The organism is Acinetobacter sp. 24-47-66 (assembly GCF_056779755.1).
This window is the reverse complement of sequence record NZ_JBWYIL010000011.1, coordinates 41,640-61,394: the sequence shown is the minus strand read 5'-3', so window position 1 is coordinate 61,394 and position 19,755 is coordinate 41,640. Positions and strand designations below refer to the sequence as shown.

Genomic DNA, 19,755 nt, shown 5'->3' with positions numbered 1-19,755 from the left:
AGTCTTTGATTCAATCTAAATTATTTCTTTGCTTCAGGTAGAACGAAGTTCAAGATCAAGGCTGCAATGCCGCCAGTTGCTACACCAGAGCTAAATATATTACGAATGAGTTCAGGCATATGTTCAAGAATCTGTGGAACTTGAGCAACACCTAATCCAAGAGCAAGTGAAATTGCAATAATAAGCAATGCACGGCGGTCAAGCTGAATACCAGAAAGGATATTAATCCCTGATGCTGCAACAGCCCCAAACATCACCATGACAGCGCCCCCCAGTACAGCTTGAGGAACAGCTTGGATGATGGCAGCCACTGCTGGTAGTAAACCCAAAATAACTAATAGCGCGGCGATCCATATACCCACATGGCGACTAGCGACACCAGTTAATTGGATTACTCCGTTGTTTTGAGCAAAAACAGAACTCGGGAAAGTATTAAATAAGCCTGCGAGTAAGGAATTTGCACCGTTGACAAGTACACCACCTTTAATGCGCTCCATCCACTTCGGACCATCAACAGGCTGATTAGACAACTTAGAGGTCGCGGTGATATCACCAATCGCTTCTAATGAAGTAACCAGATAAATAAATGCCATTGGTATAAATAAACTCCAAGAGAAGTCTAAGCCAAAGTGCATTGGTGTAGGGATTTGAACCAAAGGTGCATTTTCTAAGCCAGAAAAATCTAAATGCCCCATGAAGCCTGCTAACGCATAACCTACGATCAGCGCAATTAATATCGCACTACTCTTGACCCATGTAACATTTAAGCGGTTTAAGAGAATGATTAATGCCAAAACAGTACAAGACATAATGAGATTGTCTGTATTGGCAAAAGTGTTATTCCCCATCGCTTGGTAACCACCACCCATTGAGATTAAACCTTCTTTAATCAAGGTTAAGCCAATGAGAAGTACAACAATACCAGTCACAAGTGGAGTAATGAGTTTTTTCACCCATGGTAATATGCGTGAAACGCCCATTTCAATGAATGAGCCTGCAATCACGACACCAAAAATTGAACCCATAACAGTTTCAACTGGAGTTCCCGCGGCAACCATTGCTGAGCCAATCCCAATAATAGGACCGATAAAGTTAAAACTTGTACCTTGAACAATTAGTAAGCCTGCACCGAAAGGACCAACCTTTTTACTTTGTAAGAATGTCGCAATACCTGAAATCACCAATGACATGGAGAGGATCATGTTTGTATCTTCTTTAGAAACACCTAAAGCCAAACAGATCAATAGACCAGGAGTAACAATCGGAACAATAATGGCAAGTAAATGCTGAATGGCAGCGAGAAAAGCGATGAACGGTTTTGGTTTATCGTCTAAACCATAAACAAGATCGAGTTTCGGTTCTTGAGATTGGTCGGGAGCAGACATGGTCTATACCATCTAGATTAAGCGAAAGTGCCGACATTCTAATCGAGTTACATGGGTTTACAAAACCGAAACATAACCATTCGTCAAAAAAAATGAAATTGTAAAGAAACAGTCACTATAAAAGTTTAGGATTTTTCTGTATAATTTGCCCTCAAATTTAAAGCGTATCGAATTTACATGTCAGATATTAAAACTCTCCGTAATATTGCCATCATCGCACACGTCGACCATGGTAAAACGACTCTTGTCGACAAACTTTTACAACAATCAGGTGCTTTGGGTGAACGCGCGGGTGAGATCGAGCGTGTCATGGATTCAGGCGCTATTGAAAGTGAACGTGGTATTACCATTCTTGCAAAAAATACTGCAATCAAATGGTTAGATAAACGTACTGATACTGAATACCGTATCAACATCGTGGATACCCCGGGACACGCCGACTTCGGTGGTGAAGTTGAACGTGTAATGTCGATGGTTGATTGTGTACTTCTTTTGGTAGACTCACAAGAAGGTCCAATGCCACAAACTCGTTTCGTAACGCAAAAAGCGTTCGCACGTGGTTTGAAACCAATCGTAATTATCAACAAAGTTGACAAGCCTAATGCGCGTCCTGACTGGGTAATCGATCAAGTATTCGATTTATTCGATAACCTTGGTGGTACTGACGAACAGTTAGACTTCCCTGTGGTTTATGCTTCTGGTCTTCGTGGTGTAGCAGGTCCTTCACCAGAAGAATTGGCAGAAGACATGACTCCGTTGTTCCAAACAATCGTAGACATCGTTGAGCCGCCAGCAGTGGATGTTGATGGTCCATTCCAAATGCAAGTGTCTTCACTTGACTATAACAGCTTCGTTGGTGTTATCGGTGTTGGTCGTATCCAACGTGGTTCAGTAAAATTGAACACACCTGTAACGGTAATCGATAAAGATGGTAAAACACGTAACGGTCGTATCTTAAAAATTATGGGTTACCATGGTTTAGAGCGTATCGACGTTGAATCTGCTTCTGCAGGTGACATCGTATGTGTAACAGGTATGGACGAACTTCATATCTCTGACACGATTTGTGATCCTAAACATGTTGAAGCATTGCCACCGCTTTCTGTAGATGAGCCTACAGTATCGATGACATTCCAAGTTAACAACTCACCATTCGCCGGTAAAGAAGGTAAGTTTGTGACCTCACGTAACATCCGTGAACGTCTTGACCGCGAATTAATTCACAACGTAGCACTTCGTGTAGAAGATACTGACAGTCCTGACCGTTTTAAAGTGTCGGGCCGTGGTGAACTTCACCTTTCGGTATTGATCGAAAACATGCGTCGTGAAGGCTTCGAGATGGGTGTATCTCGTCCGCAAGTAATCTTGAAAGAGATTGACGGCGAAATGCAAGAGCCATACGAAAACGTAACATTTGACGTAGAAGAACAGCATCAAGGTGCTGTAATGGAACAAATGGGTAACCGTAAAGGTGAAATGACCAATATGGAAGTCGACGGTAAAGGTCGTATTCGTATTGAAGCAACTGTACCTTCACGTGGCTTGATTGGTTTCCGTTCAGAATTCATGACCATGACTTCAGGTACTGGTATCATGACCTCAAGTTTCTCGCACTATGGACCAATGAAACAAGGTTCTGTTGCAAAACGTCAAAACGGTGTGTTGATTTCTATGGTTCAAGGTACATGCTTGGGCTATGCATTGTTCAGTTTACAAGACCGTGGTCGTCTATTTGCTAAACCTCAGTTAGAAGTTTACGAAGGTATGATTATTGGTATTAACTCTCGTTCTGACGATATGGTTGTAAACCCAACTAAAGCGAAACAATTAACAAACGTTCGTGCATCAGGTACTGATGATGCATTAACACTTGTTCCTGCGATTGAATATACGTTAGAACAAGCACTTGAATTTATTCAAGATGATGAGCTTGTTGAAGTTACACCTAAATCAATTCGTATTCGTAAGCGTTGGTTGACTGAAAACGAACGTAAACGTAATAAATCTTAATTGATTTAAATAAAAAAACCGCTCAAAAGAGCGGTTTTTTTATATTTTGACTACATCATTTAAGATATGAAATAAAAGTTGTTGAATTGTTGTAGTTGATTTGGACAAGATCTTGTTTATTTAAACAGAGATACTTATGATTTTGGTGGAAAACCAACGAGTATAGACGGAAATATCATTAAGAATAATGTATATTATGTCACATTAATGCATAGAAAAATTTTGGAGAAAAAATGAGCATTATTAAAGAGTTTAAAGAATTTGCCGTAAAAGGCAATGTAATGGATCTGGCGGTCGGTGTGATCATTGGTGGGGCGTTTGGTAAAATCATCGATTCAATGGTTAAAGATGTCATCATGCCAATTATCAGTTGGATCTTAGGCGGTGATGTAGATTATTCAAACTGGTTTGTTGTATTGGGCGATAATCCAAATAACCTTACAACGCTTGCTGCTGCTCAAGAAGCAGGTTTAAATGTTTTGGCTTACGGTAATTTCTTGACGATTCTCATTAACTTCATCCTGCTTGCATGGGTGGTATTCTGGTTAGTGAAATTGATGAATAAAATGCGTCGTAAGCAAGAGGAGGAAGCTCCAGCACCTGAAGCTACTCCAGAAGATATCGAATTACTTCGTGAAATTCGTGACGAATTAAAACGTAAAGGTTAATGCTTTTACAATGAAAACGGCGCTAAATGCGCCGTTTTTTATATCTCATCATTTTTTTAAATCCCCCTTTGTCAAAGGGAGGCTGGGAGGGATTGATTATTAGCTCTTTCTTGCGAAGCGATGCTTCTCATCTCCTAAAAGGAGAGGGAAATCCAAGAAGTTTAAAAATCCATACGAAATTTAATTTCGAGTAAATGCCAGCCGAATTGACTCTTAATTGGTCCATGTAATTCACGTTCAGCCAAACTAAAAACTGCCTTATCGATAGGACCAACCAATTGTCCTTTCTTAACCTCACCTAATTCCCCTCCTTTTTTTCCTGAGGGACAAGTTGAGTGTTGCTTAGCAATTTTAGCAAAATCAGCACCGCCTTTAAGCTTTTGTTTAAGTTGGATACACAGGTCTTTATCTTTGACTAAAATATGCCGAACAATTGCTGATTTCATTTGGATTTTACCTTTGATACAGGATTCTTTGAGGCTTGAGGTCGCTTAAGCGGTTGACACTCAGGGCAAAAAACAGAAGCACGTTGCCCGAGTTTAATATTTTCTAAAGTTGTTTCACAGTTGATGCACATTTCACCAGCGCGTCCATAAGCCAATAGCGTTTGTTGAAAGTAGCCATTTTCGCCCATGGCATTGGTGTAATCACGTAAAGTAGATCCGCCTAAATCAATTGCTTGCTTAAGGATTCGTTTGATTTCAATGACAAATTTTTCAATTTGTGGCCGTGTAAGACTAGAGGCGGGTTGTGCAGGATGAATGCCCAAATTAAACAGACTTTCAGTTGCGTAAATATTTCCAACACCCACAACAATGTGGTTATCCATAATTGCAACTTTGACTGCAACACTCTTATTTTTAAATTTCTGCTCTAGATAGTCAGCATTGAAAGATTCACTTAAAGGTTCAGGTCCAAGCGTATCTAAAAGTTTGGATTGAGCATGATCATCCAGCCATAAAATGCAACCAAAACGACGAGGATCGTGGTAGCGTAATTGGATATCATCGAATTGTATGATGAAATGATCATGCTTTCTCAACGCATCACGTGAATCACTCAAACGAAAGCTTCCTGACATTCCCAAGTGCCATAACATGGTCGCATTTTCAAATTGTGCCAAAATATATTTGGATCGACGTGTTAGCCCTATCAGTCGTTGACCGACCAATTGATTTACATCATTTGGTATAGGCCATCTCAGACTTGAATTATTGACTTGAACAGAAAATACTTTTTGATTCAGCAAAGGGAGCAAGCTGGTTTTAGTGGTTTCAACTTCAGGTAATTCAGGCATGGAAACTCTGTTAAATGGGCGAGTAGAAAAATATTGGGTTAAATGAGGATATTGCAAGTAGCATCGAGTGAACTACAAGATATTACGCTTGAACAGAATATGATACACAATCCATCTAGTGCCTTCATGGTTAAGTTTTAAAATGTTTTTTAAAGCATTCAATGATGAAATGAACTTAGATGATTTATCACGTAAATGCGTTGTACACTGCTACAAATAAATCAATTTAAAATCAGGGAGATTCAGTGTGGCAAAATTATTTGAGCCAATTCAATTCGGAAATTTATCACTCAAAAATAGAATTATTATTGCTCCCATGTGTCAGTATTCTGCAAATGAAGCAGGGGAGCATAGTTTTTGGCATGAACAACAATGGGCGAGTTATGCATTGTCGGGTGCTGGATTATATATTATTGAGGCAACAGCGGTACAAGCTGTAGGTCGTATCAGTTTTGCAGATTTGGGGTTATGGAATGATTTACAACGTGCACAATTAAAAGCATTGATTGATAAGGTAAAATCGATTGCTCCAACGCCAATCGCCATTCAGTTAGCGCACGCGGGACGTAAAGCTTCAACTGATAAACCATGGTTGGGACGTGGTCAATTCTCATCGAATCATGAACATGGCTGGCAAACGGTATCTGCAAGTGATTTACCATTTAATCCAGATGATCAGGCTCCTCATGAATTAAGTATCGAGGAAATCAAAAAAATTATCGATGACTTTGCAACTGCAGCAGTCAGATCTGTAGATGCAGGTTTTGATCTCATCGAAGTCCACGCGGCTCATGGTTATCTATTACATCAATTTATGTCCCCTTTATCTAATCGAAGAACAGATGAATATGGTGGAAGTTTTGAGAATCGCATTCGTCTAACTTTAGAGGTTTTTCAGGCGATCAAAAATGCTGTTCCAGACAACTATCCAATCGGTGTTCGTTTGTCTGCAACAGACTGGATGGAGCAAGAAAAGGGATGGAATATTGATGACTCAATTGGGTTATCAAAGGCATTAGAAAAACTTGGTGCAGTTTATATCCATGCATCATCTGGTGGATTACATGTCGATCAAAATATTCAGATTGGTCCTAATTACCAAGTTCCATTTGCGGAAGCAATCAAGAAACACGTAGACATTCCAGTGATTGCTGTTGGGCTGATCACTGAACCTCAACAGGCGGAAGATGTCTTACAACAAGGCAAAGCTGATGCAATCGGGCTCGCAAGGGCAATACTATTTAATCCAAGATGGCCATGGCATGCTGCTGCTCAATTAAAAGCAGAGGTTGAAATTAGTCCGCAATATTTACGATGCCAACCGCATGATGTGAAATCATTATTTAAGCCATATGCTGATAGATAAAATAGGCATAAAGGTATACTTAAAAAGTCATCTTGGGTAATTACGGCTGTTGTATGATAATTTGACTAACTCATACAATAGCTAGGGATGCTAAGTCATGGTTTTATCGGTCATTATTCCGATTTTTTTACTGCTTTTTTCGGGATATGCCTCGGTTAAACTGAATTTACTTAGCAAGGAACAAGTCTCTATTGTTGGTACATTCGTCATTCGAGTCGCTTTACCTGCTCTATTTTTACAAGCGCTTTCATCAAAAGATCTTGGTGCAATATGGCAACCTGAACTTTTTTACAGTTATATTGTGGTGACCGCCTTTGTATTTGCAATCGCTTTAGGGATTTTGGTAAAGCATTTTAAAAACAATTTAAGTGATGCTGCCATCCTCTCGATTGGAGCGTCAATGTCTAATACTGGACTACTTGGTACGGCCATTTTAAGTCTATTGATTGGTCATATTGCGCTTGCTTTTACTTCTTTAATTGTAATTATCGAAAGTGTTTTTCTTGTTCCAGCAGCTTTATTTATTGCGGGGTTGCAAGCTCAAAATCAGCAAGCAGTACTCAATACATTAAAAAATAACTTTATAAACTTATGTAAAAATCCATTGTTTATTGGTGTGGTAATCGGAATTTTGTGCGCGGTTTTTCAGGTTAAACTGCCGCATTATATAGATCAAGTTTTCTTAATGATTGGTCAGACGGCATCTCCTTTGGCGTTATTTGTGATTGGCGGGAGCGTCGTAGGTTTAACCTTAAAATATGTCAACCAGCAGAGTCTTTATATTGTTCTATCATCCAACTTTATTTTTCCAATACTCATGTATTTGACTCTACGATTTATTGCTCAAGCACCGATGGATATCGTGTATGTAGGGACATTGATTGCAGCTTTACCTACACCTGCATTATTTGGAATGCTGGGACAAGCATATGGACTCAATGATCGTGCAATTACACCTTTATTGATGAGTACAGTCATTGGATTTATTGTGACTGCTGGATTAATTATTTTATGGTGGTAATTGAATAAAACTTAGAATTTAATCATAAATCTCCTTTTCATATAAGAAAACCCTATCTTGCGATAGGGTTTTTGTATTTGAGCATCGGTTTAATATTTAAATTAATGCTTAAGATTTAGCTTTCGTATTTGCTGCAGGTTTTTTTGCATTCTCAGCAATCAGTTTGTTCACGATCGCTAGATTTTCTTTGGCTTGAGGAATATTTTCATCTGCTAAAGCACTAAATATTTTTTTTGCCTCAGGTAGGTTTTGCGGAACGATATTTCCGTTTACGAACATGTTACCAATGGCCATAAGCGCAGGGATGTATCCTTTTTTACCTAAATCTTGAATGCTCGCTAAACCTTTTTTCACAGGCGCTTCAGTTTTGGTTTTGAAGCCTAATGAAATATCGTATAAAGCACGAGCATGAATGGCTGGATAACTTCCTTTCTTAATTAAAGGATCAAGTTTTTGCAAAGCGAGCTTATCAGATTGTTCTTTACCTTCAGAGAACAGTAGAACAGCAGATTCAACAATCGCATCTTCAAAACCTTGAGCTGCAGCTTTATCTAAGTATTCACGAGATTTTTTTTCATTTTTGGTCAGACCCAAGCCGCCAGTGGCATAGTTTTGCGCCAATACATAATTGGCTAAAGGATAGCCTGCAGTGCCAGCTTGTTCATAGAGTTGTACTGCTTTTTTGTTGTCTTGTTTGGTTCCTTGACCAGCTTGAGTGAGATATGCCAAGTTATAAGTCGCTTGAGGATTCCCTGCTTTTGATAAGCGTTCAAGTTCTTGGTAGGCCGCATTGTAATTCTTTGCTTGAATCAGTTCCTGTACTTTGCTGAATGCAGGATCGACTGGTGCGGCAGCGAAGCTAAATGAGGTGGCAACAGCGAGTAAAGCACCACATAATATTTTTTTCATAATTGTTTTATACCTATCTTAAAAAGCAACCCTATTTATTTGATGTAAATAGAGTTTTATACCATTTCATCATAGTCCGAATTATGTGAATGTAAATATAGAATATGTATACATCCTTCAAATTTATCTTCGCTTTGTGAATAAAGTGTGTGTATTGCAGTATAAGCATATAAACGACACTGGATTTATGTTGTTCAGCCTTGAATATATGGATTTAACCAAAATTTTAATCCACTAGTAGTTCTTCGATGTTTTTGCTTAAATACGCATTGTGCAATGAGGTGGTCAACGATGTTTATAAAAGGCATTAAACGTAATTACGATAAAGTTTTTCAAGATGATTCAATCCCAGATGAACAAAAGATAGATGCGCTCTTATTGAAACTTGGGGAGCAGTATTTGGTGAGTCAGGAGAATCGAGTGTATGTATTCCAAAAAGGTGATTTAACCGTAAAGTTTGATGCTAAACACGCGAGAGCATTTCATTTTAAAGATTATGTGGTGAAGGATATGAATAAACTATTTCATGGCTTTTAGAATAAACCTCCTAGCGATATAGGAGGTTTTTTTTATGAGTCATCTCTCAATCGATTGAGAGTTAAAATCTATTCTATCTAATGCCTTGGTCTTATTTTCATATCTTTATCAATAAAAACTCTTTATTATAAAACGATACGAAACGTATCGTTTTATTTCGGGGATTTCATGGCAAGCGAAGACAAAAGTGCACGACGCCGATCATGTATTTTAGCTTCAGTCAAACAGGCTTTGAATGAAGTGGAATATCACCAACTGACAGTAGAAGACATTGCTTCACGTGCTGGGGTGGGAAAGTCGACTATTTATCGATGGTGGTCACATAAATCTGAATTGGTTCTGGACACCTTTAAAGAGCTCACACTCTCAATTTTTGAGTTTGAGCCAGAGCTCGACCTTGAACAAAATCTTAATCAACAATTGCTTCGTTTGGCTAAGGCTTTAGATCATCCAGTGGGACGAGCGATGTTGGTGGTTATGGCGAATCATCGTGAATTGGCTGCAACATTCTTCAAGCAATATTTATTACCTAAACGAGTTCAACTGCATCAACTGATCCAACAGGCGATTGAGGCGGGGGAGCTGATTGAACATGATCACTATGATTTGGTACTTGATCGACTGTATGGTCCTATTCATTACCAAATTATTTTCTTTAATCATTTGCCTGATGAGCACTATATCCGTCAATTGGTCAAACTGAGTTTAGATCCATTACGTCCTCACGCCTAAACATTAATGCGACAAGAGTAGATTTTCATGAGTGTAACCACCGAACGACTTTGGAATCGTTCATTTATCTTGTGTGTATTAAATAATTTATTTGTTTTTATTTACTACTTTGCCATGTTGGCTGTCCTTCCGATTTACATTGTGAAGGATTTAGCGGGATCAGTTGAAGAAGCAGGATTAGCGTTAACGCTTTTTCTCGCCTCATCAATAGCAGTACGACCATTTTCAGGCATGATCATTCAAAAAATGGGTAAGCGACTCACTATGCGTGGATCGAGCACGTTTTTTGCGGTCTTTGCATTTGCTTATTTATTCATTGATAACATGTGGTCATTGTTGCTTATACGATTTTTACATGGGATATGGTTTAGTGTGTTGACCACTGTGGCTGTTCCAGTCGCGAATGACTTTATTCCTGAGCATCGTAAAGGTGAAGGCATGGGTTATTATGTGATGTCCACTAACCTAGGTGTGGTATTTGGACCATTAATTGCGCTTACCATGATTCAATTTTATAGCTTCCAAATTTTATTCGGTGCTCTCGCGGTGCTCATCAGTTTAGGTCTAATTTTTAGCTGGCTATTAAATATTCCAGCGAATCAGATACCTCAGCAAAATAAAATGAATAAAAAAGGTTTTAAGCTAGATGATTTTCTTGAGCCTAAAGTTTTTGCTGTAAGTGGTGTTGCTTTACTTACAGCTTTTGCTTACTCGAGTATTACCAGTTTTATTACGGTTTACAGTGAGAGCAAACAGCTGCTGGCGTATACCAGTGTATTTTTTATATTGTTTGCGGTTTCGATGTTAATTGTAAGACCTTGGGTTGGTAAAATTTATGATCGTCAAGGTCCGCGTGCTGTTATCGTTCCTTCTTTTATATTTTTTGCGATTGGACTTGTGGTCGTAACACTAGTCAATAATCAGTGGATGTTGTGGTTATCTGCAATTTTTATTGGAATTGGATATGGTTCAGTATTTCCTTGTTTGCAAACGCTCACCATTCAAACCGTAGATAAACATCGGATGGGGCATGCAATATCAACATTCTTTATTTGTTTTGATATTGGTCTGGCAGTTGGTTCAGTTGTAATGGGATTGGTTATTGCACAATGGAGCTTTGAATTTATGTACTGGTGTTGTGCGGTATTGGTCATATTAAACCTGATCATTTACCGGAAATATGTTCCAAATCCTCAGCCTATTAGTTAATAAAAAAACCTCCTAAATGGAGGTTTTTTTGAATAAATGTAAATTTACCATGAGCCAGAAGCACCACCACCGCCTGAATCTCGTGATGAAGATGAGTTGGTGCTAGATGAAGAACTATGGCTTGAAGAAGAGCTTGATGAATCCGATGAGTTATTGGTATTAGTCGTGGATTCCTCACTCTTAAACCAGTCAGCATAGAACCTTGGATAGAGGGATTTATTTTGTCTCACAATCAAAATTGTTAGAAGCCACAAGAAGAACAATGGCACACTTAAGTAAAAAAATACAACAAAGACAGATCCGATTGATAACTTATCCACCTTTTTTGCAAAAGTCGCAGCGAAAGCAAAACAAATAGCCAATAATAGAATTTTTTCTTTAATTGAAATAATTTTCCACTTACTGTGTAGGTCATATTTATGGTGAATATACGATAATGTCACCAACAGTAAGAGCGTACTGAAGAAAAGAACGAGAATATTTAATGCAGTTAAAAACCAACAAATTAATAAATGGATGGGCAAAATACCGATCAAAAGTTTTTTATAACCCTTAAAATATTCTTTACCTCTTAATAGATAGTCATAAATAGGTGATAAATAAATGATTAACATAGCACACACTAAAAAATTCCATAGCGCAAAAATCCAGTAATTAGTCACGAATTTAGAAGGTTTACCCAAATTGATTATATTGTTTTCTGTTTTCGAATCGACTAAGGACTCAAATTTAATTTTATTTGATGATGAATTTTCTAAGGATAAATTGGCTATAAGTTTTCTTTGAAGATGTGAAAATCCACTAAAATAATTATGATTTTTAAAGTTAGGTGCTAACGTATTTCTAATTAGGTGTGCTGCCTCTATATCAGTGAAGTCACGCTCTAAACCATAACCAACTTCGAAGCGCATTTTACGATCGTATTTTGAAACTAAGAGTAATAAACCATTATCGAGCTTTTCGTTGCCAATTTTAAGTGTATTAAAAACATCAAGTGCATATTGCTCAATAGATTCACCATTAGTGTTTGGAATCATGAGAATTTTAAATTCTACATTACTTTCTTGATAAAGCTGTTCATTTTGCTCTATAAGTTCAATGATTTCAGATGTACTCAGCGTATTTGTTGTATCTACCACATTTTCTTTTTTTAGCTGCTCTAATAATCGAGCATCAATTCCAGCATAGCTTAGTGTTGGGGCAATTAGACTAAGCACATAAATAAAAAAAATAAAAATGTTAAAGCGTAAAGGAAAAGAGTAATACATTATTTGTTATATCTATTTTTACTTTGCTGACATTTTAAGGGAGTGCATAAAAAAAGCCAGAATAATTGATATTCTGGCTTGTAATTTGAGAATGAACTTTACTGTGGTCTAGCCACATCACCATTTAAATACTCAGGCAAATCTAAAACAGTCACGTCTAACTCTGCTAATGCTTCAGGACGTGCTACCACCAAAGCGATATAACCGTTTTCGAAAGGCGCACTATTGACGACTTGTACACTTTTATCGAGTTGTTCAGCTTCTGCAGGTACAGCACCTGTACCCTGAATTAAATGTAACCACGCTTTCGGTTTAGCTTTAAACCATAAACGTGCAATCACTTCCTGACCCAAGTAACAACCCTTGTCATAGTGAACGCCTTCACGTTGATGTAAACGAAGTTCTTGGGGTTGGAACACGTGTTCTATGACTTGATCAATGTAAGCTTGACCCTGTTGAATAGCTTGAACTTGCCAAGCGGCAATATCTGTTACTTCTGCTGAGAACGTTGTGGTGTCACCTTGAAGCGTAGGATAGACCTGACTAGCTTCTTCAAGTTTCATTTTGGAAAAAGCACCGAATTTTTTAATGTGTTTGGAAAATTCTTCAGCTTGATCTTGAGTGGTTACAATGACGAAGCTTTCAGGATTCAGCTTTGTTAGCCATAAACCAAAGTGAATTCGACCTTTTAAATCACAAATTGCTGTGTAGCGCGTGATATTTTCTTCAAGGCGTTCAACATGCAACGTCACTTGACCTTGTAAAAATTTTTGAGCATCCACGCCATTAAGCGTAAATGAGGAGAAAGATAAATTGTTCATTTTCTATGCTCGAATCTGAATCTAATACTAAAGAATTATCCCAATTTTCCACTATTTTTCAAAAAAAAGCACATAACTGCTAATTTAACTGCGTTATTTGAAACAAAATATTTCAAAAACCCTGTTTTTTATACCTAAGTGTATGAAATATATAAGATTTGGGAAATGGACTTTCAGCAGTGTACTATGCCAACACAAATGATGAAGTCTCATCAACAACAAAATGTTTAGAAAGTTTAGAAAAAAGATGCTCAAGGCAAGGCAGGAACGCGATGAATAACAACTACCGTAAACCACTGCAAGGTACCCAGCTCGAATATTATGATGTGCGTCAAGCCGTTGAAGATATTCAGCCAGGCGCATACGCAAAACTCTCATATACTTCTAAAGTGCTTGCAGAGCAATTGGTACGCCGTTGCGATCCTGCAATTTTAGAGCAGTCTCTTAAAGAATTAATCTTTAATAAACAAGACCACGATTTCCCTTGGTATCCAGCACGTGTGGTTTGCCACGATATTTTAGGTCAAACAGCATTGGTGGACCTTGCAGGTTTGCGTGATGCGATTGCCGATCAAGGTGGAGACCCATCTAAAGTCAATCCAGTGGTACCAACTCAGCTGATTGTCGATCACTCACTCGCAGTCGAGTACGGTGGTTTTGATCCTGATGCATTTGAGAAAAACCGTGCGATTGAAGATCGCCGTAATGAAGACCGTTTCCATTTTATTGAGTGGACAAAAACAGCATTTGAAAATGTAGATGTAATCCCTGCGGGTAACGGCATCATGCACCAAATCAATTTGGAAAAGATGTCACCTGTGATTCAAAACCGTGGTGGCGTAGCTTTCCCTGATACGTGTGTGGGTACTGATTCACATACCCCACATACCGATGCTTTAGGTGTCATTTCAATTGGTGTCGGTGGCTTAGAAGCTGAAAACGTGATGCTTGGTCGTGCATCTTGGATGCGTTTACCTGACATTATTGGTGTAGAGCTTGTTGGTCAGCGTAAGCCGGGCATTACGGCAACTGATATCGTATTGGCTTTAACAGAGTTCTTGCGTAAAGAGCGAGTCGTCGGTGCTTATTTAGAGTTCTTTGGTGAAGGTGCCGACACCATGTCAATTGGTGACCGTGCAACGATCTCAAACATGACCCCTGAATATGGTGCAACGGCGGCGATGTTCTATATCGACCAAAACACCGTTGATTATTTAACGCTTACAGGTCGTGAGCCTGAGCAAGTGAAGCTTGTTGAAACCTACGCCAAAGAAATTGGTCTTTGGGCAAGTGACATGACTAAAGCCGAGTACCCACGTGTACTCCGTTTTGATTTATCTACAGTCACTCGTAACATTGCAGGGCCATCTAATCCACATGCGCGTGTATCAACAAGTGATTTAAAAGCCAAAGGTATTGCAGGCAATTTAGAAGCAGCGCGTGCGCAAGAAGCAGAAGGCTTAATGCCTGATGGTGCAATCATCATTGCGGCAATTACATCATGTACCAATACCTCGAATCCACGTAATACGGTTGCAGCAGGTTTATTGGCACGTAAAGCAAACGAGTTAGGCTTAGTGCGTAAGCCGTGGGTGAAATCATCTTTTGCACCGGGTTCTAAAGCCGCAGCATTGTATTTAGAAGAAGCAGGTGTACTCGGTGATTTAGAAAAACTCGGTTTTGGTATCGTGGCGTATGCATGTACCACATGTAACGGGATGTCAGGTGCGTTAGATCCAAAAATCCAACAAGAAATTATCGACCGTGACCTCTACGCAACGGCTGTTTTATCAGGTAACCGTAACTTTGATGGTCGTATCCATCCTTATGCAAAACAAGCGTTCTTGGCATCTCCACCTTTAGTTGTGGCGTATGCGATTGCAGGGACGATTCGGTTTGACATCGAAACTGATGCGCTAGGGCACGATAAAGACGGCAACCCAATTTACCTCAAAGACATTTGGCCATCAGATGAAGAAATTGATGCATTGGTGAAAGTTGCGGTTAAACCTGAGCAATTTAAGAAAGTGTATATTCCAATGTTTGATTTGGGTGAGAAAGTTCAAGCTGCAAGCCCATTGTATGACTGGCGTCCGCAAAGTACGTATATCCGCCGTCCGCCATATTGGGAAGGCGCACTTGCTGCACCTCGTACTTTAGCCAATATGCGTCCGCTTGCGATCTTGGGCGATAACATCACCACAGACCATTTATCACCATCGAATGCGATTATGATGGATTCGGCAGCAGGTGAATATCTACATAAAATGGGCGTTCCTGAGGAAGACTTTAACTCATATGCAACGCACCGTGGTGACCATTTAACCGCACAACGTGCGACCTTTGCCAATCCGAAATTGTATAACGAAATGGTAGTACGTTCGGACGGTACAATTAAGCAAGGGTCTAAAGCGCGTGTAGAGCCTGAAGGCGAAGTGATGCGTATGTGGGAAGCAATTGAAACCTACATGAACCGTAAACAGCCTTTAATTATTGTTGCAGGGAAAGATTACGGACAAGGTTCTAGTCGTGACTGGGCTGCTAAAGGTGTGCGCCTTGCAGGTGTTGAAGCGATTGTGGCGGAAGGTTTTGAGCGTATCCACCGTACCAACTTAGTCGGTATGGGCGTATTACCGCTTGAGTTTAAGGCAGGAACTGACCGTAAAACTTTAGGTTTGGATGGTACAGAGCTGTATAGCGTGATTGGAAACATCGCACCTCGTTCGACTTTGACTTTAGTTATTGAGCGTTCAACGGCGGATGGTAAAAATCAAACGATTGAAGTGCCTGTAACGTGTCGTTTGGATACCGAAGAAGAAGTTTCTGTGTATGAAGCGGGTGGGGTATTACAACGCTTTGCACAGGATTTCTTGGAAGGGAATGTTTAAGAATCTCCCCTAACCCCTCTTTCTCAAAGAGGGAAACTCCCTTCTTTTTAAAGGGGTTTAGGGTGGATTAAAGTTTTTGATATTGTTGAATAAAGACCTTACTGTTAAGTGGGGTTTTTAAATTGGGATAATTTAGTGTCAGTTTTAGAAAAATTAGAAAAGTATATAGAATTTATTAAAACCAATCATGGATATGACAATTGGATAACTGTCTATAAAACATTACCGATTAGTGATAAGGATAATGATGCAGGAATGTATTGTGCCTTAGTTTCTAAAGATGAAACGAATAATGCCTTGCAAAATAATGGTTGGGATGTATCAGTTGGCAAGGGTGGTTCAGGCTTTAGCTATTCTTATGAGAATGCTGAAAAAGTTGTGCGTTATCATTCAAATACTGATGAGCCCTTTTTAAGGTTAGTATTGGTTATCGATTATCATGGTATTGTGGATAATTCAGTAGAGATTTTGGAAGAGTTCAGATTGTTGTTTAATCTGTATCATGATCAAAAAAATAACAGATATTTAGATTTTGACGATTTAGGGGAGCTGATAGAAGTTATAAAATTTGAAAACGATGAAGTGAAAATAAGAAGAAGATATTTGAAATCATTTATAGCTTTTAAACAAATGGACTTTTTATTGTATTTTGAATCTACTTGGCATACTTCAGAACCTATTGCGTTGGAATATGATGTTAAAGAAGAAAACTTAACGTACACCGTGTATTCTGGTGATAGTTATGTAGATGGTTATTCAAGGTTTATAAGAATTTGCGGGAAAAAATTAATAGCATGTGAAAATATAGAGAGTTGTAATATTTGGCCATTTGAGAAAGAAAAAAAGTATCAGTCATATATCATTGGCGGTGATGAGGATAAATTAATTGAATTTACTTCTAACCCAGAGAAACTATCAAATTATTTCGGTAAAAATCCTCAGTCCCCACATTATTTAACACCTGTCTTTTTTAAAAATGAAGTAATGAATAAGTATTATGGTAATTCTGACTATATAATTGAAGATGGTTATTTAATTAGAAATGGATTATGGCGATTAAGGTTTGATAATAATTCAAATGAGCATATCTCCGTTTTTTTAGGTGATTTGGGGCGTGATTTACCTGAAAAAGAACAATTGTATTGGAAAAGTTTTAATTTAATTCCTGATGGAAGAAAAATCAGTACGGCAAATTATGAAAGGAGCTTTTTAGGAAATTTTTTTGATTCAGAAAAAGCTGAACACATTTTTAAATCAGAGTTCAAGACTTTCCAAGAATATTGGTTCAAAAAAAATAGTTGGTATTTTTTCTTACCGTTAGCTGAGAAAGACCAACATTTTTTTAATTCTATCAGAACATTACTCTCAAATGAGCAAGCTGAGTTTGATTCTCAGGTTTTAGCTTTAGCAAAAACTACAATAGATTCTGTAAATGTAAAAGAACTTAGCAAATTTTTAAATAGTGAAGAAAGTAAATCAATCAATTTAATTTTAATGTTAGTCGAAAAATCAGAAAGATACAGAGATTTCACAGATTTGCTTAGAGGGCTCCAATCTATCAGATCAACAGGCGTTGCTCATCGTAAAGGTTCTGAATATGCTAAGCAGATGAATAAATATGAAATTAATGAAGAAAATTATAGAGATAGTTTTGATAAGTTTTTAATAGGATTGGTTATGTTATTTAGAGAATTACAGACTATCTAAAACTTTTATTAATCCAAGAACTCATACATTTATTATCATTTTTAGCTTTTATGCCATCATCATCTGTCGAAATGGACAATAAAAAGTCATTCACACTCCGTTATAGTGACTTCACCATTTCTAAAAATATACGGAGAACAAAAATGGTTACAGCTGGCTCTAAACCGGGAACAGGTTTCTATTTTTGCGTTCAATGTGGGCATCGTGCTTACTTAGAAATTGGTACTGATCGTTTACCACCGTGTACCAAATGCTTAAGCAATCAATTTAAAAAATAATTCGCTCAAGCAAACACACTAAAACAGACACCACTGTTTTAAACAAAAGCCCTATTACACCATAGGGCTTTTTTGTTACCTTAAGAAAATTAAAAACATATAAATAAAAAGGTTTGCTATGGAAACAATACTCGGTTTATGTCTTGGTATAGGATTGAGTGCTGCATGTGGCTTCCGCGTATTTGTTCCCTTATTGGTGATGAGTATTGCCTCCCTCATGGGATGGTTTGAACCGATGAAAGGCTTTGAATGGCTTGCGATGCCATCGGTTTGTATTGCATTGGGTGTTGCCACCATTTTTGAAATCGGGGCGTATTACATTCCTTGGATTGATAACTTACTGGATACTATTGCGACGCCTGCGGCATTGGTGGCGGGTACACTGACCATGATGGCGGTCAGCTCTGGCGAAATGTCGCAATTTGCAAGTTGGGCTGCTGCAATCATCGTCGGTGGTGGAACAGCAGGAGCAGTGCAACTTGGGACAGTTGCAGCACGGGGTGTATCGACCGCAACCACGGGTGGCGTGGCAAATCCTGTGGTTTCTACAGGTGAGTGGGTCAGCGCATTGGTGATTTCCGTATTGTCATTCTTTATACCAGTATTGGTAGTAATCGTTTTACTAATTGGTGTGGTTTGGACAGTACGTTGGTTCAAAAAGAAAAAGCAGCGTCAAGCTGATGCTCAGTAAATTTATAAAAGAAGTATTAAAAATCTCGGATAAAGAATGAAAAATATATTGGCATTATTTCAAGTTTTAATTGGGCTTTACTTTTTGGGTGATCTGATTAGACAGAATCCAAAGATTGATGGTTTTTTACAAAATACTGAAAAAAATTTTTCAAATTGGAATCACAAGCTCAAAGATTCAAATGCAAAATCAGGCTTATTTTTGTTGAAGAAGATTCATGGTTACTTATCTATAATTTTTATCATTATATTTCTCGTTATCCAAAAATTATGGCCTTCACAAATTTATTTGCTTCATCTTCTGTCCGCTGCATTTGTTGCTTGTATATTTGTTTGGTTGTCTTTGACCTGGACAATTGATCATAAAAACATGATCCTTTCGATGGCAAAGCAAGTTGCTTTTTTAAGTGTAACGCCTTTTATTGCAGGAATAATGGACTATCTTTTTTCATTAAATTTTACAGCAATATTTGTTCAGATATACAACACGCTCGCACAGACACTGCATTTGGAACCGAGCGGGATGCATCATCCAATTATTATGGGGCTTGTAGGTAGTCTTATTTTGACAAGCTTATTTGTCATCTATTACATAATAATGTGGGTGATTTCGCTACCAACACTACTGATTTTTCTATTATTTATGCTGAGTGCTCAGAGAATTGCCAGATTAATTAACAGTATTGCGCCTAAACAGCCTTTAATGGGTTTAGCTGTAATATTGTTTATCATTCTGACGTTTGTTCAAGCAAATATCTAAATTATTCAGTGGATGAATTGAATTTACAGACTTCTGAATAAACTATATCTTTGATTTTTAAGTGAGATTGTTTAAATATTTAAAAACCACGATCAATTTTACAGCTATTTTAGCTCAGCATTGGTCTAAAGCTTGCTTTAGATTTATAGCACTTAAGCTCATTGAAGACTGAAATAAACTTATAGGATCACCCTGTGAATACAGTACAA

Annotated in this window: 18 protein-coding genes; 12 read left to right on the top strand and 6 right to left on the bottom strand. The window is 38.1% G+C overall.

Translation table 11 applies throughout. The features are described 5' to 3' along the window. Positions 1-20: 20 nt before the first annotated feature. Positions 21-1,385, bottom strand: coding sequence for a uracil-xanthine permease family protein (locus tag AC1M84_RS10845; protein WP_035270592.1), 1,365 nt, complete (start codon positions 1,383-1,385; stop codon positions 21-23). A gap of 177 nt (positions 1,386-1,562) precedes the next feature. Between AC1M84_RS10845 and typA the strand changes: the two genes are divergently transcribed. Then, complete coding sequence (gene typA / locus AC1M84_RS10840) at positions 1,563-3,395, top strand: translational GTPase TypA (protein WP_035270590.1); 1,833 nt, start codon at positions 1,563-1,565, stop codon at positions 3,393-3,395. A 233-nt stretch (positions 3,396-3,628) separates the two neighbouring features. Continuing rightward, positions 3,629-4,063, top strand: a complete 435-nt coding sequence (mscL, locus tag AC1M84_RS10835) for a large conductance mechanosensitive channel protein MscL (RefSeq protein WP_035270698.1) — start codon at positions 3,629-3,631, stop codon at positions 4,061-4,063. Positions 4,064-4,224: 161 nt separating this feature from the next. On the opposite strand, the gene AC1M84_RS10830 is transcribed toward mscL, so the two are convergent. Together AC1M84_RS10830 and mutM are read right to left on the bottom strand one after the other, a co-directional pair. Then, complete coding sequence (locus tag AC1M84_RS10830; RefSeq protein WP_481594978.1) at positions 4,225-4,509, bottom strand: peptidylprolyl isomerase; 285 nt, start codon at positions 4,507-4,509, stop codon at positions 4,225-4,227. Further along, entirely contained in the window at positions 4,506-5,360 is an 855-nt protein-coding gene (mutM, locus tag AC1M84_RS10825) for a bifunctional DNA-formamidopyrimidine glycosylase/DNA-(apurinic or apyrimidinic site) lyase (RefSeq protein WP_481594977.1), read from the bottom strand. Before mutM ends, AC1M84_RS10830 begins: the two co-directional genes overlap by 4 nt. Before the next feature lie 247 nt (positions 5,361-5,607). Between mutM and AC1M84_RS10820 the strand changes: the two genes are divergently transcribed. Together AC1M84_RS10820 and AC1M84_RS10815 are read left to right on the top strand one after the other, a co-directional pair. Then, a complete protein-coding gene (locus AC1M84_RS10820; RefSeq protein ID WP_481589231.1) occupies positions 5,608-6,726 on the top strand; it encodes an NADH:flavin oxidoreductase/NADH oxidase in 1,119 nt (372 codons plus the stop codon). Between the two features lie 97 nt (positions 6,727-6,823). Further along, positions 6,824-7,747, top strand: coding sequence for an AEC family transporter (locus AC1M84_RS10815; RefSeq protein ID WP_481593557.1), 924 nt, complete (start codon positions 6,824-6,826; stop codon positions 7,745-7,747). Positions 7,748-7,855: 108 nt separating this feature from the next. Here the strand turns inward: AC1M84_RS10815 and AC1M84_RS10810 are convergent, their stop codons facing one another. Continuing rightward, positions 7,856-8,656, bottom strand: a complete 801-nt coding sequence (locus AC1M84_RS10810; RefSeq protein WP_092767509.1) for a tetratricopeptide repeat protein — start codon at positions 8,654-8,656, stop codon at positions 7,856-7,858. A gap of 291 nt (positions 8,657-8,947) precedes the next feature. On the opposite strand from AC1M84_RS10810, the gene AC1M84_RS10805 reads away from it, so the two are divergent. The 3 genes from AC1M84_RS10805 (at position 8,948) to AC1M84_RS10795 (ending at position 11,134) form a co-directional block, all read left to right on the top strand. Further along, entirely contained in the window at positions 8,948-9,193 is a 246-nt protein-coding gene (locus tag AC1M84_RS10805) for a hypothetical protein (RefSeq protein WP_092767507.1), read from the top strand. A 168-nt stretch (positions 9,194-9,361) separates the two neighbouring features. Then, entirely contained in the window at positions 9,362-9,925 is a 564-nt protein-coding gene (locus AC1M84_RS10800) for a TetR/AcrR family transcriptional regulator (protein ID WP_481594976.1), read from the top strand. A 27-nt stretch (positions 9,926-9,952) separates the two neighbouring features. Next, positions 9,953-11,134, top strand: coding sequence for an MFS transporter (locus AC1M84_RS10795; RefSeq protein WP_481594975.1), 1,182 nt, complete (start codon positions 9,953-9,955; stop codon positions 11,132-11,134). Positions 11,135-11,178: 44 nt separating this feature from the next. Here the strand turns inward: AC1M84_RS10795 and AC1M84_RS10790 are convergent, their stop codons facing one another. Then, a complete protein-coding gene (locus AC1M84_RS10790) occupies positions 11,179-12,402 on the bottom strand; it encodes a TPM domain-containing protein (protein ID WP_481594974.1) in 1,224 nt (407 codons plus the stop codon). A 98-nt stretch (positions 12,403-12,500) separates the two neighbouring features. Further along, positions 12,501-13,223 carry a CAF17-like 4Fe-4S cluster assembly/insertion protein YgfZ gene (ygfZ, locus tag AC1M84_RS10785; protein ID WP_481594973.1) on the bottom strand — a complete coding sequence of 241 codons (723 nt, stop codon included), beginning with the start codon at positions 13,221-13,223 and terminating at the stop codon, positions 12,501-12,503. 272 nt (positions 13,224-13,495) lie between these two features. On the opposite strand from ygfZ, the gene acnD reads away from it, so the two are divergent. The 5 genes from acnD to AC1M84_RS10760 all read left to right on the top strand — a co-directional run bounded on the left by acnD (position 13,496) and on the right by AC1M84_RS10760 (position 19,546). Further along, positions 13,496-16,111: a Fe/S-dependent 2-methylisocitrate dehydratase AcnD gene (gene acnD / locus AC1M84_RS10780; RefSeq protein ID WP_481594972.1), complete on the top strand. Its 2,616-nt coding sequence runs from the start codon at positions 13,496-13,498 to the stop codon at positions 16,109-16,111. 135 nt (positions 16,112-16,246) lie between these two features. Next, complete coding sequence (locus AC1M84_RS10775) at positions 16,247-17,818, top strand: hypothetical protein (protein ID WP_481594971.1); 1,572 nt, start codon at positions 16,247-16,249, stop codon at positions 17,816-17,818. 50 nt (positions 17,819-17,868) lie between these two features. Then, positions 17,869-18,096: a zinc ribbon-containing protein gene (locus tag AC1M84_RS10770; RefSeq protein WP_481594970.1), complete on the top strand. Its 228-nt coding sequence runs from the start codon at positions 17,869-17,871 to the stop codon at positions 18,094-18,096. A 118-nt stretch (positions 18,097-18,214) separates the two neighbouring features. Continuing rightward, complete coding sequence (locus AC1M84_RS10765) at positions 18,215-18,787, top strand: DUF4126 domain-containing protein (RefSeq protein WP_481594969.1); 573 nt, start codon at positions 18,215-18,217, stop codon at positions 18,785-18,787. Positions 18,788-18,823: 36 nt separating this feature from the next. Continuing rightward, positions 18,824-19,546: a hypothetical protein gene (locus AC1M84_RS10760; protein ID WP_481593566.1), complete on the top strand. Its 723-nt coding sequence runs from the start codon at positions 18,824-18,826 to the stop codon at positions 19,544-19,546. The last annotated feature ends 209 nt before the right edge of the window (positions 19,547-19,755 follow it).

Excerpts from the sequence above, each read along its gene's own strand:
- AC1M84_RS10790 (WP_481594974.1), bottom strand. The coding sequence starts at position 12,402 with ATGTATTACTCTTTTCCTTTACGCTTTAACATTTTTATTTTTTTTATT.
- AC1M84_RS10760 (WP_481593566.1), top strand. The coding sequence starts at position 18,824 with ATGAAAAATATATTGGCATTATTTCAAGTTTTAATTGGGCTTTACTTT.
- acnD (WP_481594972.1), top strand. The coding sequence starts at position 13,496 with ATGAATAACAACTACCGTAAACCACTGCAAGGTACCCAGCTCGAATAT.
- AC1M84_RS10765 (WP_481594969.1), top strand. The coding sequence starts at position 18,215 with ATGGAAACAATACTCGGTTTATGTCTTGGTATAGGATTGAGTGCTGCA.
- typA (WP_035270590.1), top strand. The coding sequence starts at position 1,563 with ATGTCAGATATTAAAACTCTCCGTAATATTGCCATCATCGCACACGTC.
- AC1M84_RS10800 (WP_481594976.1), top strand. The coding sequence starts at position 9,362 with ATGGCAAGCGAAGACAAAAGTGCACGACGCCGATCATGTATTTTAGCT.
- ygfZ (WP_481594973.1), bottom strand. The coding sequence starts at position 13,223 with ATGAACAATTTATCTTTCTCCTCATTTACGCTTAATGGCGTGGATGCT.
- AC1M84_RS10810 (WP_092767509.1), bottom strand. The coding sequence starts at position 8,656 with ATGAAAAAAATATTATGTGGTGCTTTACTCGCTGTTGCCACCTCATTT.
- mscL (WP_035270698.1), top strand. The coding sequence starts at position 3,629 with ATGAGCATTATTAAAGAGTTTAAAGAATTTGCCGTAAAAGGCAATGTA.
- AC1M84_RS10770 (WP_481594970.1), top strand. The coding sequence starts at position 17,869 with ATGCCATCATCATCTGTCGAAATGGACAATAAAAAGTCATTCACACTC.
- AC1M84_RS10845 (WP_035270592.1), bottom strand. The coding sequence starts at position 1,385 with ATGTCTGCTCCCGACCAATCTCAAGAACCGAAACTCGATCTTGTTTAT.
- AC1M84_RS10795 (WP_481594975.1), top strand. The coding sequence starts at position 9,953 with ATGAGTGTAACCACCGAACGACTTTGGAATCGTTCATTTATCTTGTGT.
- AC1M84_RS10815 (WP_481593557.1), top strand. The coding sequence starts at position 6,824 with ATGGTTTTATCGGTCATTATTCCGATTTTTTTACTGCTTTTTTCGGGA.
- AC1M84_RS10805 (WP_092767507.1), top strand. The coding sequence starts at position 8,948 with ATGTTTATAAAAGGCATTAAACGTAATTACGATAAAGTTTTTCAAGAT.
- AC1M84_RS10830 (WP_481594978.1), bottom strand. The coding sequence starts at position 4,509 with ATGAAATCAGCAATTGTTCGGCATATTTTAGTCAAAGATAAAGACCTG.
- mutM (WP_481594977.1), bottom strand. The coding sequence starts at position 5,360 with ATGCCTGAATTACCTGAAGTTGAAACCACTAAAACCAGCTTGCTCCCT.